We start from the raw sequence: 755 nt of genomic DNA, 5'->3' as shown, positions 1-755 counted from the left end.
TAGTACTTGGGGTTCCATGTTGATGTAGCTTATCGGCCGATTAAGCAGGGCGGATAGTTGACTCGCGATCTGAGGATAACTGAAAATCTCCGAACCAGTAAGCGTATATATTTGGCCTGATACCTCGCGGTTGGTCAGAACTTCTGCGGCAACATCTGCGATATCGCGACAGTCAATGAAGTTACACGGTGAATCGCCCATGGAGCCGAAGAAAACATTTTGGGTTGTGATCGTTGGTGCAAGGCGCATTAAGTTTTGCATGAACGCATAAGGGCGCAACACGGTGTGGGTGAGACCCGATTCCCTCAGCGTTTTCTCGATTTCTTGATGCCAGCCAGCCACTGCCACTGGAGAACTCTGCTCAAAGGCAGGGCTGGATATTTTTACGATGTGTTTGATTCCAGATTCAGCGGCAATCTGAATGATTGAAGTTTCCAATTCGATTTGACTTGGACTGTTGGACATGGCAAGGAAGAGCTGGCTAGCACCTGCAAACGCGCGGCGCAGCGATTCGGGGTCGGAAGCATCCGCCAATGCGACCTCGATAGTCGATCGGCCTTTTTCTCCGATCTGATCACGCAACTTCTCTGGCTCTCTGCTCAGCGCCCTGACGGGTACGCCAAGATCAACCAAACGTTCCAAAAGCGCACTTCCTATCGTACCTGTTGCTCCCATAATAACTATCATTTTTATCTTCTCCTTTTGGATGAAAAATTAGTTGTGACGGCAAGACGCCACCGCCATGTCACTATCGT

General features: G+C 49.7%; 1 protein-coding gene. It reads right to left on the bottom strand.

Annotated features, from left to right (window positions below):
* The coding region (locus tag PGLA_RS22185) for an SDR family oxidoreductase (RefSeq protein WP_068537246.1) at positions 1 to 687 on the bottom strand (687 nt) is incomplete at its 3' end.
* Positions 688 to 755 lie beyond the last annotated feature (68 nt).

The sequence above is a fragment of the Paenibacillus glacialis genome, assembly GCF_001637205.1.
Lineage (GTDB): Bacteria > Bacillota > Bacilli > Paenibacillales > Paenibacillaceae > Paenibacillus_AQ > Paenibacillus_AQ glacialis.
Note: the sequence above shows the minus strand (reverse complement) of the source record. Positions and strands in the feature narration are given on the sequence as shown.